Annotated in this window: 1 protein-coding gene and 1 pseudogene; both read left to right on the top strand. The window is 44.4% G+C overall.

The genetic code is table 11. The features are described 5' to 3' along the window. Window positions 1-150: pseudogene (locus tag CWC14_RS19890) on the top strand (prolipoprotein diacylglyceryl transferase); the annotation flags it as partial. A gap of 4 nt (window positions 151-154) precedes the next feature. Then, a partial coding sequence (thyA, locus tag CWC14_RS19060) for a thymidylate synthase (RefSeq protein WP_138564427.1) occupies window positions 155-376 on the top strand: 222 nt, incomplete at its 3' end.

A 376-nucleotide genomic window follows, 5' to 3' on the forward strand; every position in this document is an offset into this window, starting at 1 on the left:
CCTGACGCTCATTTAGGCCTGTTTGCAGACTTTATTTCCATGGGGCAAATTTTATCCTTGCCGATGATTATCGTGGGTGCTGGGCTGATGTATTGGGCATACCAGCATAACAACAGCACAGAGAAACACGGCTCACAACAACCAAGCTAATACTATGAAGCAATATTTAGATTTAATGCGCCATGTGAAAGAGCATGGCACCAAAAAAGAAGACCGGACCGGTACCGGCACCCTGAGTGTATTCGGCTATCAAATGCGCTTTAATTTGCAAGAAGGGTTTCCCTTAGTGACCACCAAGAAGTGTCATTTGCGCTCGATTATCCACGAGTTGTTGTGGTTCCTTAAGGGTGATACCAATATTGGTTATCTTAACGAT

The sequence above is a fragment of the Pseudoalteromonas sp. S3260 genome, assembly GCF_005886925.1.
GTDB classification, from domain to species: domain Bacteria; phylum Pseudomonadota; class Gammaproteobacteria; order Enterobacterales; family Alteromonadaceae; genus Pseudoalteromonas; species Pseudoalteromonas tetraodonis.